This is a genomic window from Azospirillum palustre (assembly GCF_002573965.1).
GTDB classification, from domain to species: domain Bacteria; phylum Pseudomonadota; class Alphaproteobacteria; order Azospirillales; family Azospirillaceae; genus Azospirillum; species Azospirillum palustre.
Genome location: NZ_PDKW01000042.1, coordinates 18930 through 33437, shown reverse-complemented (window position 1 = coordinate 33437; position 14508 = coordinate 18930). Strand labels below are relative to the sequence as shown.

The 14508-nt window shown below is 71.0% G+C and carries 12 protein-coding genes; 10 read left to right on the top strand and 2 right to left on the bottom strand.

What is annotated here, in order from left to right:
- The first annotated feature begins 8 nt into the window (after positions 1-8).
- Genes CRT60_RS36215 through CRT60_RS17965 form a run of 10 tightly spaced genes read left to right on the top strand, consistent with a single transcriptional unit; the run spans position 9 to position 11226 of the window.
- Complete coding sequence (locus CRT60_RS36215) at positions 9-1427, top strand: hypothetical protein (RefSeq protein ID WP_161958087.1); 1419 nt, start codon at positions 9-11, stop codon at positions 1425-1427.
- The gene (locus tag CRT60_RS18000) at positions 1424-3454 is read left to right on the top strand and encodes a glycosyltransferase (RefSeq protein ID WP_161958086.1); all 2031 of its coding nucleotides are present in this window, start codon (positions 1424-1426) and stop codon (positions 3452-3454) included. The genes CRT60_RS36215 and CRT60_RS18000 overlap by 4 nt, the downstream gene beginning before the upstream one ends.
- Positions 3451-4338, top strand: coding sequence for a hypothetical protein (locus CRT60_RS36210; protein WP_161958085.1), 888 nt, complete (start codon positions 3451-3453; stop codon positions 4336-4338). Before CRT60_RS18000 ends, CRT60_RS36210 begins: the two co-directional genes overlap by 4 nt.
- Positions 4335-5078, top strand: coding sequence for a class I SAM-dependent methyltransferase (locus tag CRT60_RS17995; RefSeq protein WP_161958084.1), 744 nt, complete (start codon positions 4335-4337; stop codon positions 5076-5078). Before CRT60_RS36210 ends, CRT60_RS17995 begins: the two co-directional genes overlap by 4 nt.
- Positions 5071-5877: a polysaccharide deacetylase family protein gene (locus tag CRT60_RS17990; protein ID WP_161958083.1), complete on the top strand. Its 807-nt coding sequence runs from the start codon at positions 5071-5073 to the stop codon at positions 5875-5877. The genes CRT60_RS17995 and CRT60_RS17990 overlap by 8 nt, the downstream gene beginning before the upstream one ends.
- Complete coding sequence (locus CRT60_RS17985; RefSeq protein ID WP_098737946.1) at positions 5874-6761, top strand: class I SAM-dependent methyltransferase; 888 nt, start codon at positions 5874-5876, stop codon at positions 6759-6761. Before CRT60_RS17990 ends, CRT60_RS17985 begins: the two co-directional genes overlap by 4 nt.
- A 5-nt stretch (positions 6762-6766) precedes the next feature.
- Positions 6767-8032 carry a glycosyltransferase gene (locus tag CRT60_RS17980; RefSeq protein WP_098737945.1) on the top strand — a complete coding sequence of 422 codons (1266 nt, stop codon included), beginning with the start codon at positions 6767-6769 and terminating at the stop codon, positions 8030-8032.
- Positions 8029-8778, top strand: a complete 750-nt coding sequence (locus CRT60_RS17975) for a polysaccharide deacetylase family protein (protein WP_098737944.1) — start codon at positions 8029-8031, stop codon at positions 8776-8778. Before CRT60_RS17980 ends, CRT60_RS17975 begins: the two co-directional genes overlap by 4 nt.
- Positions 8775-10046: a nucleoside/nucleotide kinase family protein gene (locus CRT60_RS17970; protein WP_098737943.1), complete on the top strand. Its 1272-nt coding sequence runs from the start codon at positions 8775-8777 to the stop codon at positions 10044-10046. Before CRT60_RS17975 ends, CRT60_RS17970 begins: the two co-directional genes overlap by 4 nt.
- Complete coding sequence (locus CRT60_RS17965; RefSeq protein WP_098737942.1) at positions 10024-11226, top strand: glycosyltransferase; 1203 nt, start codon at positions 10024-10026, stop codon at positions 11224-11226. The genes CRT60_RS17970 and CRT60_RS17965 overlap by 23 nt, the downstream gene beginning before the upstream one ends.
- Here the strand turns inward: CRT60_RS17965 and CRT60_RS17960 are convergent.
- Both CRT60_RS17960 and CRT60_RS17955 read right to left on the bottom strand, forming a co-directional pair.
- A complete protein-coding gene (locus tag CRT60_RS17960; protein ID WP_098737941.1) occupies positions 11210-13492 on the bottom strand; it encodes a WecB/TagA/CpsF family glycosyltransferase in 2283 nt (760 codons plus the stop codon). The genes CRT60_RS17965 and CRT60_RS17960 overlap by 17 nt on opposite strands.
- On the bottom strand, positions 13485-14423 hold the full coding sequence (locus CRT60_RS17955) for a class I SAM-dependent methyltransferase (protein ID WP_098737940.1): 939 nt from the start codon (positions 14421-14423) through the stop codon (positions 13485-13487). The genes CRT60_RS17960 and CRT60_RS17955 overlap by 8 nt, the downstream gene beginning before the upstream one ends.
- Positions 14424-14508 lie beyond the last annotated feature (85 nt).

The following is a 14508-nucleotide window of genomic DNA, read 5'->3' as shown; positions in this document are numbered from 1 at the left end:
CGCGACCGATGGACGGCGAGTTTTTCCAGCAGTTCTTCAGCACCATGCAGGGGCCTGCGGCCCTGCTCGGCTTCTCCGTGCTGGCGGCGTCCGCAACCGTTGTCTGGGAGGTCGGGGTTGTCGCCGTGCTCGCCATGAGCCTCCTGGAGACGCAGCTCGGCATCGACCTCGGCTTCCCGGTCGCCGGCTATACGGTGTCGCCCTTCGATCTGGTGGCGATGGGATTGCTGATCGCCGCCTTCTTCCGCATCCTGGTGGCGGGACGGATGACGTGTTTCCAATTTCTTTGGCTGGTCATCCTCGGATACGGATTCCTGTGTTTCGCCGTTGGCGTGGGCAGTTTTGGACTGCAACCGGCGGTAAGTTTCTATCGTCAGCATTTTTACGTGCTCGCAGCCCTGTCCTATAGCCTCACCGTCGCCTGGACGCCGCCGCGCTTGGGGCGGCTGGTGCAAATCTGGCTGATCGCCGGGACGGCCCTGGCGGCGCTGGCCGCCGGCGAGTGGCTGCTGGGCGGAGTCATCCCCCGCGGCCGCGACTGGACGCAGGGATCCCTGTATGCCTTCGATCAGGTGCGGGTGCTGCCGGCCGCCTCGGCGTTGATCCTGGCGCAGGCCGGACTGGCCGGGCTTGCCGTATGGTCGCAGATCCGCTCCTCCCTGGTGGTGTGGGTGCTTTCCATCGTTCTGCTGCTCGTGTCTTTCAGCCTCTTTCACAGGAGTGTGTGGGGGGCGACGTTCGCCGGCCTTGGCGCATTGCTGACGTCCAGCCGGCAAAGGCTCGCCCGGTTCGCGCCATTTCTGCTGCTGGGCGGCGTGGGGCTGGCCCTGCTTTGGATGCTGTACCAGGGCATGGGGGGAAACCTCCTGACGCTTGCGTTCCAGTCGGCCATCGAAGAACCCTTCACCACGGAGAGCAGTCTGGGCTGGCGCATCACCGGCTGGAAACTGCTGCTGGAGCGCGTCTATTCCAGCGGGTGGCCGACGATCCTGTTCGGTGCCGGGTATGGCGCCGGCTACGAACGGCAGATCGGCTGGACGACCGTGTTCCAGTCGCCGCACAATTTCTACATCGCCATGCTTCTGGATACGGGGCTGGTCGGCGTTGGATTGTGGGTGTACGGCTTTGCCCGGACCGCCGCCGGATTGCTGGCGCGGCTCCCGGCCGGGCTTGCCGAATGGCGGCCTTGCCTCGTCTCCCTGCTGGCCACGATTGTCATCTACGACATTCCCTACAACCACCTCTCGGAGCAGGGCGTGTGGCTGGGCGCGCTGGCTGGGATCGCGGCAGCCGGTGGCGCCGGGGCGCGATCCCTGGGGCGATCCCCGGCGCGATCCCCGATGGCCTGGGCGACCGGCGCGCGGACGCCGGCGACCGTGCCGTTGGAGCGCGAGAGTCCCGACGGCGTCGCGACGGGGCAACCATGATCCGGCGCAGCCTCACGACGGTGATCGCCTGCCACAACCGGCGCGCGGTCACGCTTCGCTGCCTTGAGGCGCTGGATGCAGCAGCGCGGCGGATATCAGATTTCGATATCGAAACGATCCTTGTGGATGATGGCTGCACCGATGGCACGGCGTCGGCGGTGGCGGAGCTTTTTCCCGCCACGCGCATCGTGACGGCCGACGGCACGCTTTGGTGGGCGGGCGCGATGGCGCTTGGCCTGCGGTCCGGTTCTGCGGAGTCCGACTTCCAACTCTGGCTCAACGACGATGTCGTATTGCGGCCGGATGCGTTGGCGCGGCTGGTCGAAACCCATGACCGCTGGCTGAGGGACCATGGGCGGCCGCTGATCGTCGCCGGATCCGTGCTGTCGACGGAGGACGGATCAGTGACTTTTGGTGGCGGGCGGCGCAGCGGGTTCCATCCGTTGCGGTCGGTGCGGTTGCCGGTGAGCGATCTCCCCAGGGACTGCGAACTGGTCAACGGAAATGTCCTGCTGGTGCCGCGTGCGGCCGCCTCGCGCCTCGGCGGGATCGACCCGGTGTTCGCCGGCGTCCAGAGCATGGCCGACACCGACTATGGGCTGCGGGCGCTGGCCCTTGACATCGACGTGGCCGTCGCGCCCGGTTGGTCCGGTCACTGCGACCGGGACACCCGGCCGCCGCCCTGGCGCGATCCCGACCTTTCCCTCGTCGCCCGTCTGCGGGCGGTGACCGGCCCGCGTGGCCGTCCATGGCGGGCCTGGTTCGTCTTCGCCCGTCGGCACGGCGGCCCCCTGTGGCCGGTCTGGTGGGCTGCCCCTTTGATCAAGGGGGTGGTGGCGGCGCTTCGCCCTGACCCGACGCCGGACCGCCGTGTTCTCCTGGTGGAGGGCGTGGTCCCCGATTATCGCTTCGGGCTGATGCGGGCGCTGGCGCAATCGGCCGTTCCGCGTTTCATCGTGTATCATGGGGATGGGCAGGCCGGCCTGACGGCGGCGGCCAGCACGGCGGCACTGCCGATTGCCGCGCATCGTGGCCGTAACATCTTCTGGCCTCGGCTCTGCGGCGGCCGTTTCGCCTGGACGGCCGGCAGCTTCGCCGCCCTGGGCGGCCGCTTCGACGCCGCCTGTGTCGGCCTGCACACCCACGACCTGGGCGTTTGGGCGGTCTGTCTGGCCCGTCGTCTGCTCGGGCGGCCCAAGGTGATGATCAGTGGCCATTTCGCGCTTTCCCAACCGGGACGCTGGCCGCTGGGGCCGGTGCGGCGTCGATTGCGCCGCATCCTCGCCCGTAGCGCCGATGCCGTTCTCCCCTACACCGAAGAGGGGATGCGTGACTGTCTGGCCATCGGGATTCCCGCGGACCGCATCTTCGTCTGCGGCAACAGCGTCGATGTCGAACAGGCGCGGGCGTCTTTGGCGGCCTTGCCGCCGACGGCGGTGGAAGACGCCCGGCGCCGGTACGGGTTGCCCGACGGAGCGGTCTTCCTGTTCATCGGCCGGCTCTACGCGACCAAGCGGGTGGACGCCGCCATCGGGGCCATGCGTTTGCTCGCCGGCCACGGCGTCAAGGCCAGCCTGCTGGTCGTCGGCTCCGGTGTCGAAGACGGGCGTCTGAGAACCTTGGCGGCCGACCTGCCGACGGTGCGCTTCGCTGCGGCGGAGTTCGATCCCGCCGCCTTGGCCGCGCTGTTCGCGCTCGCCACCGCAGTGGTGGTGCCCGGCTCGGTCGGTCTGGTGGCGGCTCACGCCGCGGCGCATGGGGTTCCCGTGATCGCCTGTCGCGCCGGCGCTCCCCACGGTCCGGAATTCGCCTATCTGGAGGACGGCGAAAGCTGCCTTCTGACCGATGCCGTCGATCCCGCCGAGATTGCCGCGGCGATGGAGCGGCTTGCCGGGGATGCGGCCTTGCTGGCCCGCCTGCGCCGGGGGGCGTGGCGCACCGGCGACGCGCTGGGGGTGGAGCGGGCGGCCGACGCCTATGCCGCCGCGGCCCGCCGGATCCTCGGCCTCGCGGGGGTATCGTCATGACGGTTTGCGGCTCTACGGTTCCACGGCCGGAGATCGACGGGCACGACATTGCGCATCGGCTTTCCGCTGCGGGCATCGATGCGGAACCGATCTGGACGGATCGTCTCCAGTTCGGGCGGCTGGCGGTTCGGCTCGGCGACGGCGCCGGATTCGTCAAGCTGGCCTTCGGCGGCTTCGCCGTGGCGCTGGCCCGACGCGAGGCCGCCGCCTATGCCGCGCCGCCGCCGCGGTCGCCGTTCGTCCGTCCAGCCTTGCTGGGGTTTCATGACGGGGATGATTGGGCGGCGCTTTGGCTGTCACACGCCAACGGGGTTCCCCAATCGCGCTGGCGGTCGCTTCTCGTCCGATCCGGGCCGTTCGATCAGGGCGTCGGCGGCAAGAGCGTCGTCCGGCCATTGTCGGCGGTTTTGGCGGAAATGGTGCCGGAGGGGGAGGGCGACCCACGCTCCGCCGTCACCCGGCACAGGCGCGGGTTGCTGGATGAGGAGGGCGACCGCCCGGTGGCTTGCCGGCGGGCGCATGGCGATTTCATCCATTGGAACGTGCTGCGCCGCCGCGCTGCGCCGCCCACCCTGATCGATTTCGAATATGGAGTCGCCAACGCCCCGCTCGGCCATGACCGCCTCTATTGGACCGCTGTTCCCCTGCTGCGGCGTGCCGCCGCCATCGGCGGCGACGGGGTGGTCGCCCGAACCGCCGGATGGCTCGTCAGGCTCACCGGGGCGCGGCATCTGGCGGCGATCTTCCTGCTTCACCTCGGCCGTCGCCTGGAACTGGAGCAAGCGGCGGCGGCATGGCTGGGGGATGCGCGGTCGTCCGAGTGTCGCCGGCGAGTGCGGCTGCTGGCCCTGATCGGCCGTCTGTTGCCCGAGGTGACCCGATGATCGACCGGTTCGCCGCCCTCTATCGGCTGGCGCTCGACCTGCTGCTGCCGGAGCGGACGATGGTCCGCCGCTTCATCGCCGCCCATCTGGCCGGCGCCGCGCCCTCGCAATCGCCTTGCCTGGACATCGGGGCCGGACCCGATCCCTATGGCGCCGCGTTGCGGCGGGCGCTCGGCCCGGAAACGCAGATCGTCACGGTCGACATCGGCCCGGGCGACCGGGTCCGGGCGGTGGCCGACATCCAGAATCTGCCATTCGCCGACCGGTGCTTTTCGGTGGTGATCGCCTGTCACCTGTTGCAGCATGTGACGGATCCCCGGGCTGCCTTGGCGGAAGCGGCGCGTGTGCTGAGTCCGGGTGGCCTGATCCTTGTCGTCCACCCTTTCATCACCGTGCAGGGGCGCGACCGCGACCTCTGGCGCTGGACACTGGACGGCATGACCCTGGAACTGGAACGTGCCGGCTTGACGCCCGTGGCAGCGCAGTCGATCGGCGGACCTCTTTATGCGGTTGCCAGCCTCATGGCCTCGGTTCCCGGCCGCCTGCTGGTCACGCGGCGACAGGGCTGGCGGTCCGGCAGGACGCCGGCCGACGCCCTCCGGCTCGGGTTCTCCCTGCTTCTGGCCGCGCCGTTCCACACGCTGGCACGGCTGCTGGAGCCGCTGGACCGGGCGCTGTGGCCCCATGCGCCGTTTCATGTCGGCGGTATCGTCCTGGCGCGGAAGGCCGACCATGGCTGAACCGTCTCCGTCGGCTTCCCTCCTGACCACCTCATGGGACGACGGTCATCCGCTCGACATGAGGCTGGCCGAGAGGCTGCTCCGCCATGGCGTGACCGGTACCTTCTACGTCCCGGTGCGCAACCGGGCGGACCGGCCGGTGATGACGGCGGCCGACCTGCGGGAACTGGCGGCCGCAGGATTCGAGATCGGCTCCCACACCGCCGACCATCGCCGGCTGCCGGGCCTGTCGCGGGCGGATGCCGGACGCCAGATGGCAGATGGACGCGCTGCGCTGGAGGACATCCTTGGCCGGCCGGTGGACGGCTTCTGCTTCCCAGGGGGCCGGCCCGGGCGCTGGGGCCGGCTTCTGGCGCGGGAACTGGGGTTCTCCTACGCCAGGACCACCCAGATGCTCCGCATCGATGCCGGCGCCGACCCCTTTGCCATGGCCACGACCGCCCAGATCTACCCTCATCGGCCGGCGGCGCTTTGGCGCAACTGGCTGCGCCACGGCGGCGGGGGGAGCCGGCTGGCGATCCTGCGCGCCCTGGCACTGCGGGGGGGAGTGGCCCAGGACGTCGCTCTGGGCGACGCCCTTGCCGTGCTGGCGCGGCGGACGGCGCTTCGCCATGGGGTCTTCCACCTGTGGGGTCATTCGTGGGAGATCGATGCCCGCGGATTGTGGGGGGCGCTGGACCGCGCGCTCGCGGCGGCGGCGGCGGCCTTTCCGACCGAAAGCCGGGTGGTCAACCGTGCGCTCGTGACCCTTCGGCCGGTGAACGCCCCGCCGCCGCGACCACAGGACAGCTTCCCATGATGAGATTTCTGGCCAAGGTGGCGATCCAGCGGCTGATCGGCGCCGTTCCCGGCGGCGCGGCGCATTACGAGCGGACGCGACGGCGGCGGATCCTGGCCGATCTGGAGGAGGTGACGGTTCAGAAACTCGCCGTCGCCGGGCGGTATCTGGAGATACTCCGGGCGGCCGGCGGGACGGAGGCGGAAGCACTGACCGATCATCTGGAGATCGGCGGAGGCTGGCTTCCGGTCATTCCGCTGATCCTGCGCCGTCATGGACTGGCCCGGCAGACGATCATCGACGTCGCCCGCCTCATGCGGCCGGAGGACGCTGCCGCCGCCGCGGCGATTCTCGACCGGCTGGATCCCGCCGCCGCCCCGCTGGCCCCGGCGGCGGACGAGCCTCCGGCCGGCTGGCTGGAGCGGCTGGGCATCGCCTATCGCGCCCCGCTGTCGCCACCCCTGCCGTTTCCCGACGCCGGATTCGATCTGATCACGGCGACGCAGGTGCTGCAATATCCGGCGCCCGACCGGTTGCGCGCCATCCATCGCGATGCCGCCCGGCTGCTGCGGCCCGGTGGCCTCTATCTGCTGTCGATCGAACTGACCGACCTGTATCACCATTTCGATCCGGCCCTGCCACGCTTCCATTTCCTGCGGTATTCCGAAACGACGTGGCGTCGCTGGTTCGACAATCCCTACACCCCGCTGAACCGGCTGCGCGCGGTGCAGCATCGCGCGTTGCTGGAGGAGGCGCCGTTCGACATCCTGTTCTGGGAAACCACCGGCGGCGGGGCCGACGATCTCGCGGAACTGCGGCGCGCCCCGCCGCATGCCGAGTTCTCCCATCTGCCCGACCGCGAACTGGCGCGCGATGGGCTGATCGCTCTGGCGCGGAGGCGCTGACGGCCATGCGGGTGCTGCTCTCCGCCTACGCCTGCGCGCCCGGCCGCGGCTCCGAACCCGGCCTGGGCTGGGGCTGGGCAACCGCCCTGATAGAGGCCGGGCATGAGACGCATGTTCTGACCCGCAAGCGCTGGCGGACGGAGATCGAGCGCGCGATGGCGGGGGGGCCGCCGCCCCGCCTGCATGTCCACTATTACGACCTGCCATCCTGGCTGGACGCCGGTTTCCGCAGGCTCGGCGGGCCCGGCAAGCGGCTGCGCTATTGCCTGTGGCAGGTCGCAGTCAAGGGGCGGGTGCGCAGCCTGTTGTCCGCCACCCGCTTCGATGCGGCCCAACACGTCACCTTCGCTCAATTCTGGTCGCCCTGCGCCCTGACCGAGGCGGCGCGCCTGGGCGTTCCCTTCATCTGGGGGCCGGTCGGCGGCGGCGAGATCGAACCCGCCGCCTTCTGGCCGGGCTTGGGGATGAAGGCGGCGCTGTGGGAGGCGGCGCGCTGGCTCCTTCACCGTGCGTCCCCCTGGCTGCCCTGGGCGCGCGCCACCGCCGCGGCGTGCCGGGTCGCGGTCGCGGCCACGCCGGAAACAGCCGAACGTCTGGCCCGGCTGGGGGCGCGCCGGGTGATCGTCCGCTCGCAGGTGGCGCTGGAGGCGGACCGGCTGGCGATGCTGGCATCCCTGGGCGAAACCGTCCCGAAGGCGGTACCGGCAAGGCTGATCTATCTCGGCGACCTGCTTCCCCACAAGGGAGCCCGCCTTGCGCTGGAGGCGGTGGCCGGACTGTCCGGCGACTGGAGGTTGGACATCGTCGGCGACGGTCCCGACAGAGGCTGGCTGGAAAGCCGGGCGGCGCGGCTCGGCATTGCCGGCAGGATCCTCTTCCACGGCCGTTTGCCGCAGGAGGAAGCATGGCGGCTGATGGCCGCCGGGCGGGTGCTGCTGTTGCCGGCCCTGCATGATTCGGGAGGCTTCGCGGTGGCCGAGGCCATGGCCGCCGGCCTGCCGCCGGTCTGCCTTGCCCTGGGCGGACCGGGCGCCATGGCCGGGGAGGGCGGGATCGCCGTGCCGGCGCGGAAACCGGCGGAAGCGGTTCGCGGGCTGACGCAAGCACTGCGCAGCCTGATCGAGGAGCCGGCGCGCTGGCAAGCCCTGTCCCGGCGGGCGGGCGGGAACGCCGGCAACCGCTTCGGCTGGCCGGCGGCCGTCGGGGCCGTCTATGCGGCGGCCGGGTTGACGATGGAACAAGCTGGCGGGACGGCGGAGGACGGGCCATGAGCATGTGCTTCCTCGTCTATCACCGGCTGACCGGAGACGCGGCGGGCCGCCGGTTCCACGATGTCGCCCCCGCAATGCTGGAGCGGCATCTCGACCTGCTGGGCCGGCTGGGGGCCTGCGCATCGGACGGGCCGCCGACCTTGCGGCTTGCGGACGGCCATGGCGTGGCCCTGACCTTCGACGATGGATCGGTTGATCATCTCGCCGCGGCGCGTTGCCTGGACCGCCGGGGTTGGCGCGGAGCCTTCTTCATTCCCGCCGGGCGGATCGGCGAGGCGGGGCGGCTGGGCCGGGCCGACGTGGCGGCGCTGGCGGCGTCCGGCCATGTCGTCGGCTGCCATGGCTGGAGCCATCGGCCGTTCGACCGGCTGACGGCCGGGGAGCTTGCCGCCGAATTGTCCGACAGCCGCGAACGCCTCGGCGCACTCACGGCAGGCGCGGTGGACTGGCTGGCTCCGCCCGGCGGGATATGGACCCCCGTCGCCGCCGAGGCGGCGCGGCGGCTTGGATTCCGTCATATCCGCGGCACCGGTTGGGGGGTGGCGCCGGCCGGGTGGGACACGGAGTCCGACGCCATTCTGCCGGCAATCGTCCTGTCCGGCCATGTCGGTCCGCGGGCGCTGGGCTGGCTGCTGAAGGCCCGGCCGGATGGTGTTCTCGGCAGGCTTGCCGGCGTCAAGGCCGGCATCAAGCGGCTGGTGGGCGAGGCTGTGTGGGATGGCGTGCGCGAGGCGATGCGGCGATGAGTCGGGAAGCGCTGCTGGCCGAACTGCTGCGCACGGCGCAGGGCCGGGGCTGGCATCTGGCGCGGCTGGACGCCGCCGACGACCCGGCGGCGGCTTTCGAGGGAGCCGATGCCGATCTCCTCGCCGGCTGGCGGCGCTGGCCGGATTGGCTGGGGCTGGTCCGTGCCGTGGCCGAACGCAGGGGCTGGAAGGTCGTCAACGCCGTCCCGATGGGGGGCGTGATGGCGGTGTGGGTGGCCGATCCGGCGGCCGGTTTGGCCGATCCGTCGGGGGCGGCGCAGATCGATTTCCACCGTGCGCTCAGCGCCCGCGGCGTGCCGTTCGCCGATGTGCCCGCCCTTTTCGCCGCCGCCACCGTCGAGCGTGGGGTGCTGCGGCTGCGGCCGGAGGATGCCCGTGCCGTGCGGAGCCTGGAAAAGTGGCTGGTGCATGGCGGCGCGTCGCCCGTCGACGTTCCGGCGGCGCTGGCGCTGGCGGCCCTGGGGCGCGAGGACGGTCTTGACCGGGCATGGGGTGGACCGGCGACACGGCGTTTCGCCGCGCTGATGGTCGCGTTGCGGCGCCGTCCGACTGTGGTCCTGCGCCTGGCGGTGGCCAAAATCCTGGATTGGGGCCGGCGGCTGGTCCGCCCGCCCGGCATTCTGCTGGCGGTGAGCGGACCCGATGGGGCCGGCAAGTCCTCGCTGATCGCCGGGCTGACGGCGGCGCTTCCCCGCCGCATGGCCCCCGGCGTCCGCGTGTTCCACACCCGGCCGTTTCTGCTGCCGCGCCTGGGCGTATCGCCTCCTCCACCCGTGGCGGTGGAGGACGTCGCGCCCCGGATCCCTCCCGGCCTCGTCCGTTCCTGGATCCGCTGGGCGATTGCCTGCGCCGATTATTGGCTGGGCGGGCTGCTGTGGGTCCGGCCGGCGCTGGTGGCCGGACGGGTGGTGGTGTTCGACCGCTATGTTCCCGACTACCGCGCGGCGCCCGGTCGCCGGGGGATTGCCGTTCCGGCCCCGGCCCTGGCGCTGATGGCCCGCTTCGCCCCGCATCCCGCCGTCACCGTCGTGTTGACCGCGCCACCCGATGTTTTGATCCGGCGGAAGGGGGAAGCGACGCTGGAGGAGGCCGCGCGCCAGAACCGGGCTTATGCGCGGCTGGCGGCGGAGCAGCCGGGCGGACTGGCGCTGGACACCGGCGCGTTGGAGCCGGCGGCGGTGGGCCTGAAGGTCCGCGCTCATCTGATCGAGGTTATGGCGGTCCATGCGCGTCCTGATCGTTCATGAGCGCTACCGCCAGCGCGGCGGCGAGGATGTGGTGGTCGAAAGCGAGACCGAACTGCTGGCCCGTTACGGCGTGGAAACGGATCTGCTGACGGCGGACAACGCCGCCATCGACGGCGGCGGCTCCCTTGGCCTCGCCGTCGGCGCCCTGTGGTCGCGCAGCGGATATGCGTCGACCAGGGCTGCGATCGCGCGGTTCCGTCCCGACATCGTCCATGTCCACAACAGCTTTCCGCTGCTGTCCGCGTCGGTGTTCGATGCCGCCCGCTCGATGAACGTGCCGGTCGTGCAGACCCTGCACAACTATCGCCTGCTGTGTCCCAACGCCCTGCTGTTGCGCGACGGCGCACCGTGCGAGGCCTGCGTCGGGCAAACCTTCAAATGGTCGGGCTTGCGGCATGGCTGTTACCGCGGAAGCCGTGCCGCCACCGCGGCGGTGGCCGGATATGCGTTGTCACAGCGCCTGGGGGGCGTTCATCGCCGTGGCGTGGCCGTCTATCACGCCCTGACCCCGTTCGCCGCCGGGCTTTTCGCGCGCGGCGGGATCCCGGCCGATCGGATCGCCGTCCGCCCTCCGTTGCTCGACTACCCGTCCGCCCGCGGCGGCGCGGCGGTGGGGCATCCGGCGGGCGGCCCGCCGCGTGCCGGCGCGCTGTTCGTGGGCCGGCTCAGCCCGGAAAAGGGTCTCGATACCCTGCTGTCCGCCTGGAGAGGCGTGGATGCTCCCTTGGACATCATCGGCGATGGCCCCGATATGGACCGGCTTCGCGGCATGGCGCCCCGGCAGGTCCGCTTCCACGGGACACAGCCGGCCGCCACGGTGGCGCAGGCCATGGCGCGGGCGGCGCTGCTGGTGTTCCCGTCCTTGTGCTACGAGAATTTCCCGCTGGTGGTGGCCGAGGCGATGGCGGCGGGATTGCCGGCGCTGTGCGCCGGGGGCGGAGCGGCGGCGGATGTGCTGGGGGAGGCGGGCGACCCGCGCCTGTTCGCCCGTCCCGGCGATGCGGAGGACTGGCGGCGCAAGGCCGTGGCCCTTCTGGCCGATCGGTGCGCTCTGGCAAGTCTGGGAGCGAGGGGACGGGACTCCTGGGAGCGTCGTCTGGCGCCGGACGCGGCCTTCGCCGCCACGCTGGCGCTGTACCGGCGCGCGCTGCGCGTTTCGTCGTTCAGCCCCGTCCCCTGACAAGGCGCGCGAGGGTGAGCGCGACGAACAGCGTGTTGCCGACCAGATAACGCCGGGCCAGACGGCGCGGTTCCGAACACAGTCGGAACAGCCATTCCAACCCGTTGCGGCCCATCCAGGGCGGCGCCTGCCGCTTGGTGCCGGCCAGGAAGTCGAAGGCGGCGCCAACCCCGATCATCATCGGTGCCGCCACCTGTCCGCGATGACGGGCCATCCATTTTTCCTGTTTCGGCGCGCCGAGGCCGATCCAGACGATGTCGGGCCGGGCCGCGTTGATTGCGGCGACGATCTCCGCCTCCTCCGCCCCGGTCATCGGTCGGAAGGGCGGAGCCAGCGTCCCGACGATCTGGAGATCGGGGAAACGGCGCTGGAGATTGTCGGTCAGTGCCGCCAGCGTCTCGTCGGTGGCGCCCAGCAGGAAATGGCGCCACCCCTGCGTGGCCGAGGCGGCGCAGACCGCCAGCGTCAGGTCCGGCCCGTACACCCGCTCGGCCGGCAGCCCCGCCGCCCGGCACCACCACACCAGCGGCACGCCGTCGGTTCCGACCAGGGACGCCCTGGCATAGGCGGCCGCCAGTTCCGGATCTCGCCGGCTTTCGATGACCCCGTGCACCGTCGCAAGGCAGATGTAGCTGGGCGTGCCGGTGGCGATCCAGTCGGTGATGGCAGCCACCGCCCGGTCGAGGCTGAAGGGATCGACGCCGAGGCCGAGCACGTCGAGCCGCGCCGTTCCGGGCGGCGGCAGAGGCGATGCGTCCGGCGTGGCATCCGGCGCGGCGGCCGGTGGAGCCGGCTCGGGCGGCACGGTGGCCGACCGCCCGGTTAGGGCCGGCAGCAGGTGGTGGAAGACGGTTCGACGCAAAGGCCGATAGGGGTGATAGAGCAGGGTGCCGAGCAGGGCCAGGATGGAAAGGCCGATGGCAAGGACGGTGCCGGAGGCCGGGCTGCCACCCAGCGCCACGCCGGCCCCCGCCGCCGCCGCGACGACGGGTGTGGGCAACAGGGCGGCGGCAAGGCGGACGGCCACGGCGCCCGGCGCCGCTCCGCAGGTGCGCGCCGCCGCCGGCAGCAGCAGCATGGCCGCCGCCAACTCCACGGCGACGAGGCAGAGCGCCACCTCCTCGGCCCTGGCTGGCGAAACCAGCAGCAGCGCGGCGCCTATCGCCAGCAGATAGGCCGACTGGATCATCGCGCGGACCGTCAGCCGGCCGGCCCCTTCCAGCAGGGAGCCGGAGACCTGGGTAACGGACCGGACGGCGCTCCACACGGCCAGCCAGAAGAAGGGGGCGGCCGTGGCCGACCAGTCTTCGCCAAGCGCCAGGGGAACCAGGGCGGTCGCGGCGGCGGCCATGCCGGCGGCGATGGCGGCGGTCATCGTGACCATCAGCATCAGGCTGCTCAGCCAGACCTCCCGCCTTGCGGCCGGATCGTCGCCCAGGCGGCTGAACAGCGGGAACAGGATTTGGCCCAGCCCGGCAGCGACCATCTCCAACGGCACGACCGTAAGGGCGAAGGCGCGGTCCCACAAGCCGGCCCCATAGGCGCCGCACAGCAGAAAGACGGCCACCGGCAACAGGTGCAGGCCCGCGGAGTCGAGAATGCGCAATGTCAGGAAGCGCGACGACAGCCTCGCCAGTTCGATGCCGCGGATGCGGGTGAGCGGAACGATCCGCAGGATGCCGGCGCTGGAGCGGAGAGCCAGCAGCGCGAGGATGGCGGCTTGCGTCAGAGCGCCCGCCAGCAGGCTCCAGGCACCGAATCCAGCGACGGCCAGAGGCGTTGCGACCAGCCCTTGCCCCACCAGCATCGCGCTCAGCCCCCACAGGCCGATGGCGCGGAAATCCAGCCGCCGCCGGGCCAGGGCAAGGCCGGTCTGCCCCGCTCCGGACAGCACGGCGATCAAGCCGTAGGCCCGGATCAGCCAGACCGCCTCGGGATGCCCGCTCCATCCCGCCAGCCAGGGAGCGAGCAGCCAGATCAGCGAAGCGGTGACGGCCCCCGCCGCCGCCGATGTCCAGAAAAAGACCGGACCGTCGCGCGCGGTGTCGAAATCGGGCTTCTGGATGATGGCGGACGAAATGCCGAGATCGGCCAGATAGAGCGCGAAACGGACGGTGCCTGCGGCCGCGGCCATCAGCCCGTAGTCGGCGGGCGCCACGAAACGCGCGGTCAGGCAGGCCAGCGCCAGTTGAAGGATGGCGGCAACGGTGTTGAGGCCCCAGGTCCAGCGCAGGGAGCGTCCGATCACGGCGACCTGTTCACCCATGCCGCCGGTCCGGTCGCCGCGCGACGACGAGGATCATGTGATCGGTCCAGCTCGGCGGCAAGGACGAGAGCAGGAGCCGCCCCAGGGGATTGAGCGAGACCGGCCGTTTCATCCCGGCGGTCCCCGCCATCCGGCCGAAAATCTGATAGAGCCGGTCGGCGTGATAGAGCCGCTCGACGGCGATGGTCTCGAAACCGGCGGCTCCGATCAGTCCGGTGATGTGCGCGGCGGTGAAGCGGTATTCGTAGAAGCGGCGCCCATGGTCCGGTGCGAAGCTGAACTTGACGGGAATGCCCGACCGCCGCCGCCGTCCGATGGCGTCCAGCCGCTGCCTTTCGGTGTCGCGGGAATAGGTCGTCGTCGGCTTGCCCAGCAAGCGGCGCACTGCGTCCCAGCCATACAGCCGGTGGAAAATATGGTCCTTGGCCCGTTCCAGCCGGAACGAGGCGTTGGCGTCGGGCACCGTCAGGATCATCGTGCCGCCCGGCCTCAGCACCCGATGCATTTCGGCCAGGGCACCCTCGGGTCCGTCGATCAGATGCTCCACGACCCCCAGCGAGAGGATGGCGTCGAACGCGGCGTCGCCGTAGGGCATGCGTTCGACGTCCCCCTGGATGAAGGGAATGTCCGGCCAGGCGGCGCGGCACCGCTCGACGTTCGCGGCATTGATCTCGATCCCGTCGACGGCAAAGCCCCGGTCGGCAAGCGCCTTGAGCCATTTCCCCGATCCGGCGCCCGCTTCGAGAACATGCGATCCCGGTGCAATCCGGCGGTGGATGATCGCGGCGAGCGGATCGGCGGCGCAGCCTGCGACCAGCTCCGTCAGGTCGGCTTGGGTGAAGTCGAATTCGACCGTACGCGCGGGTGTCACATCACTCATCGGAATCCGTTCGGATCGGTGGGGGCCAATCCATGCCATCGGCCAATCCATGACACCAGAATATTCCGAAGCCAACGGCGGGCTGCACGAGGCGCGGTATCTGGCAGTTGCGGACCCGCTTGAGGCGGGTCATCGG

Bases quoted from the DNA above. Each gene is read 5' to 3' on its own strand.
- CRT60_RS17990 (WP_161958083.1), top strand. From the start codon at position 5,071: ATGGCTGAACCGTCTCCGTCGGCTTCCCTCCTGACCACCTCATGGGAC.
- CRT60_RS36215 (WP_161958087.1), top strand. From the start codon at position 9: ATGGACGGCGAGTTTTTCCAGCAGTTCTTCAGCACCATGCAGGGGCCT.
- CRT60_RS17960 (WP_098737941.1), bottom strand. From the start codon at position 13,492: ATGGGTGAACAGGTCGCCGTGATCGGACGCTCCCTGCGCTGGACCTGG.
- CRT60_RS17975 (WP_098737944.1), top strand. From the start codon at position 8,029: ATGAGCATGTGCTTCCTCGTCTATCACCGGCTGACCGGAGACGCGGCG.
- CRT60_RS17985 (WP_098737946.1), top strand. From the start codon at position 5,874: ATGATGAGATTTCTGGCCAAGGTGGCGATCCAGCGGCTGATCGGCGCC.
- CRT60_RS18000 (WP_161958086.1), top strand. From the start codon at position 1,424: ATGATCCGGCGCAGCCTCACGACGGTGATCGCCTGCCACAACCGGCGC.
- CRT60_RS36210 (WP_161958085.1), top strand. From the start codon at position 3,451: ATGACGGTTTGCGGCTCTACGGTTCCACGGCCGGAGATCGACGGGCAC.
- CRT60_RS17980 (WP_098737945.1), top strand. From the start codon at position 6,767: ATGCGGGTGCTGCTCTCCGCCTACGCCTGCGCGCCCGGCCGCGGCTCC.
- CRT60_RS17955 (WP_098737940.1), bottom strand. From the start codon at position 14,423: ATGGATTGGCCGATGGCATGGATTGGCCCCCACCGATCCGAACGGATT.
- CRT60_RS17970 (WP_098737943.1), top strand. From the start codon at position 8,775: ATGAGTCGGGAAGCGCTGCTGGCCGAACTGCTGCGCACGGCGCAGGGC.
- CRT60_RS17965 (WP_098737942.1), top strand. From the start codon at position 10,024: ATGCGCGTCCTGATCGTTCATGAGCGCTACCGCCAGCGCGGCGGCGAG.
- CRT60_RS17995 (WP_161958084.1), top strand. From the start codon at position 4,335: ATGATCGACCGGTTCGCCGCCCTCTATCGGCTGGCGCTCGACCTGCTG.